This is a genomic window from Tritonibacter horizontis, assembly GCF_001518015.1.
GTDB classification, from domain to species: Bacteria; Pseudomonadota; Alphaproteobacteria; order Rhodobacterales; family Rhodobacteraceae; genus Epibacterium; species Epibacterium horizontis.
The window spans coordinates 1-3913 of record NZ_LPUY01000081.1 but is presented as its reverse complement, the minus strand read 5'-3'; the positions used below and the strand labels follow the sequence as shown (position 1 = coordinate 3913).

2 protein-coding genes and 1 pseudogene are annotated in these 3913 nt (G+C 61.5%); 1 reads left to right on the top strand and 2 read right to left on the bottom strand.

Translation table 11 applies throughout. The features are described from left to right. Nucleotides 1–166: 166 nt before the first annotated feature. Both TRIHO_RS15950 and TRIHO_RS15945 read right to left on the bottom strand, forming a co-directional pair. Nucleotides 167–766 carry a hypothetical protein gene (locus tag TRIHO_RS15950; RefSeq protein WP_068245818.1) on the bottom strand — a complete coding sequence of 200 codons (600 nt, stop codon included), beginning with the start codon at nt 764–766 and terminating at the stop codon, nt 167–169. A 163-nt stretch (nt 767–929) separates the two neighbouring features. Then, nucleotides 930–3278: a DNA topoisomerase IV subunit A gene (locus TRIHO_RS15945; protein WP_068245815.1), complete on the bottom strand. Its 2349-nt coding sequence runs from the start codon at nt 3276–3278 to the stop codon at nt 930–932. Between the two features lie 362 nt (nt 3279–3640). Here TRIHO_RS15945 and TRIHO_RS24055 point away from each other — a divergent pair. Then, nucleotides 3641–3913: pseudogene (locus tag TRIHO_RS24055) on the top strand (hypothetical protein); the annotation flags it as partial.

Sequence of the window (3913 nt, the reverse complement as noted above, 5' to 3'; positions counted from 1 at the left end):
CAATCGTGCCGATGTTGACGTGCGGCTTATTACGTTCAAACTTTTCCTTAGCCATTCCTTAGGCGCCCTTTTGAAATTCGGGGGTCGTGATGGACCCGTTTCCTCTGCGCGCGCGGCTTATTGGGTTTACGCGCAAAAATCAAGCGGTTCGTTCTTGACAAATCGGCTATTGGCCGACCGGAGCCGGGGTCTGCGCCTCTGCTGGCGCCCCCGACGCAGGTTGATCCTGTGGGTCGAACCAGCCATTTTCCAGATGTTGCTCCGCCATCCAGATTTCAATCTCGCGCACCGCATTGCGGGCCAGACCTTTCATCTGTTCCTCACGGGTACGGGTATTGCCCGATCCCAGAAGGAAGCTCTCGCCCGAGGTGGTCTCAAACACGGTGAACGTTCGCGGTTCGGCGTTCAGCTTCTTGTTCTGGGCATCATCCCAGACGGTGACCTTGAGGGCCAGAACCGACTTCGGGCTGAGCACCAGCGGCACGCCACCCGGCGCGACAAAGAACCCCTCGACGCTGATGCCAAAGTGATAGAGCTGCGCCCCCTCATAGCGGGAGAACCGCGCCGCGACCTCATTGGTCAGCAGGTCGACCCATTCCTCCGGCGCCACCGCGCGCGACCCCGGCACGGTCTGAACCTTGGGGGCCACCACGATGTTGTGCCCGAGACTGAACGCCCCGAGATCCCGCAACTCGTCTTCGGGGGTGGGGGCGGTACAGGCTGCCACCAGAACACTGAGGGCCACCAGGGCAAACATGCGGATCATGAGGTCTCTCTTGTTATGTGCGATCAATCCAGGCCCGAGGGCCCGATCTGGGTCGTCAAGTGATAAACCGGGACTTTGTCCGGGGTAAACCCGCACAAAGGCGAACCCCCGCGCGGTTGCGCAGGGGCCACATATTCCGGGTCCTGTGGGCAAATTCCTGCCGTTACTTGAACTTGTAGGATTTGGGGAAGCCATGAGGCGGACGTTTCCCGATACCGGCCCGCTTGCCCAGCCATGGGCTGAGGTCGGATTCGGTGCGGGTCTTGCCGCCCCCCATTTCCCATTGCAGACCTTCGTCCCAATTGAAGGTGGTCACATCCGCAAGGCCGCCGTCCAGTTCCAGCGCGCCCTGACGCCCGCGCGCCATATTGTACTTTTGCAACCGCACGCCCTTGCCACGGGTCAGTTCCGGCATTTCCTCGATGGAAAAGACCAGGAACTTGCCATTCTCAGACACCACCGCCACGTGATCGCCCTGTACCGGGATGCAGATCCGGGCGCGTTCGTCATCCTTGACGTTCAGCACCTGTTTGCCGCCACGGGTCTGGGCCACGATTTCCTTTTCCGCGCAGACAAACCCGTTGCCCGCATCCGAGGCCACCAGAAGGCGGCGTTCGGGGTCGTGGATGAACAGATCGACGATCTCCACCTCGTTGGGCAGATCGACCATCAGGCGCAGGGGTTCCCCCATGCCGCGCCCGCCGGGCAGATTGGCCGCCGACAGGGTATAGAACCGCCCGTTCGAGCCGAACGCCAGCAGCCGGTCGGTGGTTTCCGCATGAAACACAAAACGGGGGCCGTCACCGTCCTTGAATTTCAGCTCGCGGGCGAGGTCGATATGCCCGGTCATGGCGCGGATCCAGCCCATCTGGCTGCACACCACGGTGATCGGTTCGCGGTCGATCATGGCCTCGATCGGCACATCTTCGACCTCGCCCGCCTCGGCAAACCGGGTGCGGCGGGCGCCACCGGCGTAGTTCTTGCCGAACTGCTTTTTCGTCTCGCGCAGCTGTTCGGTGATCTTTTTCCACTGCAGCTCTTCTGACGCCAGCAGCTCGGCCAGACCGTCGTGCTCCGCCCGCAGCGCGTCGCGCTCGCGGGTCAGCTCGATCTCTTCCAGCTTGCGCAAACTGCGCAGACGCATGTTCAGGATCGCTTCGGACTGAACCTCGGTCAATTCGCCCGCCCCTGCCGCCGGGGTGACATAGTCTTTCTCGTCCAGCGCGCGCGGGTGTTCCTTGTCCCAGTCCTCGCGCATCAGCGCCGCCTTGGGATCATCGTCATAGCGGATGATGTCGATCACCCGGTCGAGGTTCAGGAATGCAATGATGAACCCGTCGAGCACCTCCAGCCGGTGGTCGATCTTGGCCATCCGGTGGCGCGCGCGCCGCCCGAGCACATCCCGGCGATGATCGAGAAAGGCGCGCAGCACCTCTTTCATCGAACAGACCTTGGGCGTGACCCCGTCGATCAGCACGTTCATATTGAGCGAGAACCGCACCTCCAGGTCAGAGTTGCGATACATCAGCCCCATCAGCAGGTCCGGGTCCACATTCTTGGACTTCGGCTCCAGGATGACGCGAATGTCTTCCGCGCTCTCGTCGCGCACATCAGCGAGGATCGGGACTTTCTTGGTCTGGATCAGCTCTGCGATCTTTTCGATCAGCTTGGATTTCTGCACCTGATAGGGGATCTCGGTGACAACGATCTGCCACTGACCGCGCCCCAGGTCTTCGATCTCGTAGGTTGCGCGCAGCCGAAACGATCCACGCCCGGTGCGATAGGCCTGTGCGATGTTTTCTGGTGGTTCGACGATCACGCCGCCGGTCGGGAAATCCGGGCCCGGCACATATTGCAGCAACGTGTCATCGCCCGCGTTGGGCGATTTGATCAGGTGAATACAGGCGTCGATCAGCTCGGCAATGTTATGCGGCGGGATATTGGTCGCCATGCCGACCGCAATGCCCGATGACCCGTTCGCGAGGATATTGGGAAAGGTCGCCGGCAGAACACTGGGTTCCTGCAGACGGCCATCATAATTGTCGCGGAAATCAACCGCGTCTTCGGCCAGACCTTCCAGCATCGCCTCGGCGATGAAGGTCATGCGCGCTTCGGTATAACGCGAGGCCGCCGGGTTATCGCCGTCGATATTGCCAAAGTTGCCCTGACCGTCGACCAGCGGATAGCGCACCGCGAAATCCTGCGCCAGTCGCGCCATCGCGTCATAGATCGCCGCGTCACCGTGGGGGTGGAAATCCCCCATCGTGTCGCCAGAGATCTTGGCGGATTTCAAAAATCCACCGGTCGAGGACAGCCGCAGCCTGCTCATCGCATAGAGAATACGCCGGTGCACCGGCTTCAGCCCATCGCGCGCATCCGGCAGGGCGCGATGCATGATCGTGCTCAGCGCATAGGTCAGATACCGTTCGCCAATCGCACGGCGCAGCGGTTCGAGAATCTCGCCTTGTTGCGGCGCGTCGGGGGGAGTGGGGTCATCTACCAATTCGGTCATGAAATCCTGATACTGTGCACCTCGTCGGGCGGCAAGCGGCCTTCACGCCTTTTCATTCGATGAGATTTCCGCCGTGGCCATGCTGCCCCTGTTTTCACGCCCGCCACCGCTGTCACTTCGATCCTCGGGGGAGGAAATCGCCGTCTCTCCCCTCGGTTTATGTTAATATTCCAGAGTAATGATCTCGCGACAGGCGATTCCCGCCGGATCGTTGCGTGGAACACTTGTTGTACAATGCGCGTTCCAGTTCCAACGCGCGCCGGGTTGGCCTGTCGGGATGTGTTTATGTCGCGGGCCATTTGGTGTCGCCCGGCGGTTTCGATTTTGAACTGACGAGATCTTGATTGTAAGGAGTGCGCGTGATGTCGCGGTTGGTCATAGTGTCTTTTGCGGGTCTGGCGCTGGCGTTTTATGAATTGAGCGGTGGGGCGGATTTCACGCCTCCCAGCCCGCCGAAACCCCCTCTTGTGGCCAGTGGCCTGCCGCCAGCCGGAACCGCCCCGCGCATGGAAATCCGCCCCGCGGAAACACAGGCCGACACCCCGGTTCTGGCCCGGTTTCAACCCGCCACCGCCGCCCCCGCCACCACAGGATTTCCGCGAAATCCGCGCCTCCCGCGCCAATGTCCGTCTTGG

Excerpts from the sequence above, each read along its gene's own strand:
- TRIHO_RS15950 (WP_068245818.1), bottom strand. The coding sequence starts at position 766 with ATGATCCGCATGTTTGCCCTGGTGGCCCTCAGTGTTCTGGTGGCAGCC.
- TRIHO_RS15945 (WP_068245815.1), bottom strand. The coding sequence starts at position 3,278 with ATGACCGAATTGGTAGATGACCCCACTCCCCCCGACGCGCCGCAACAA.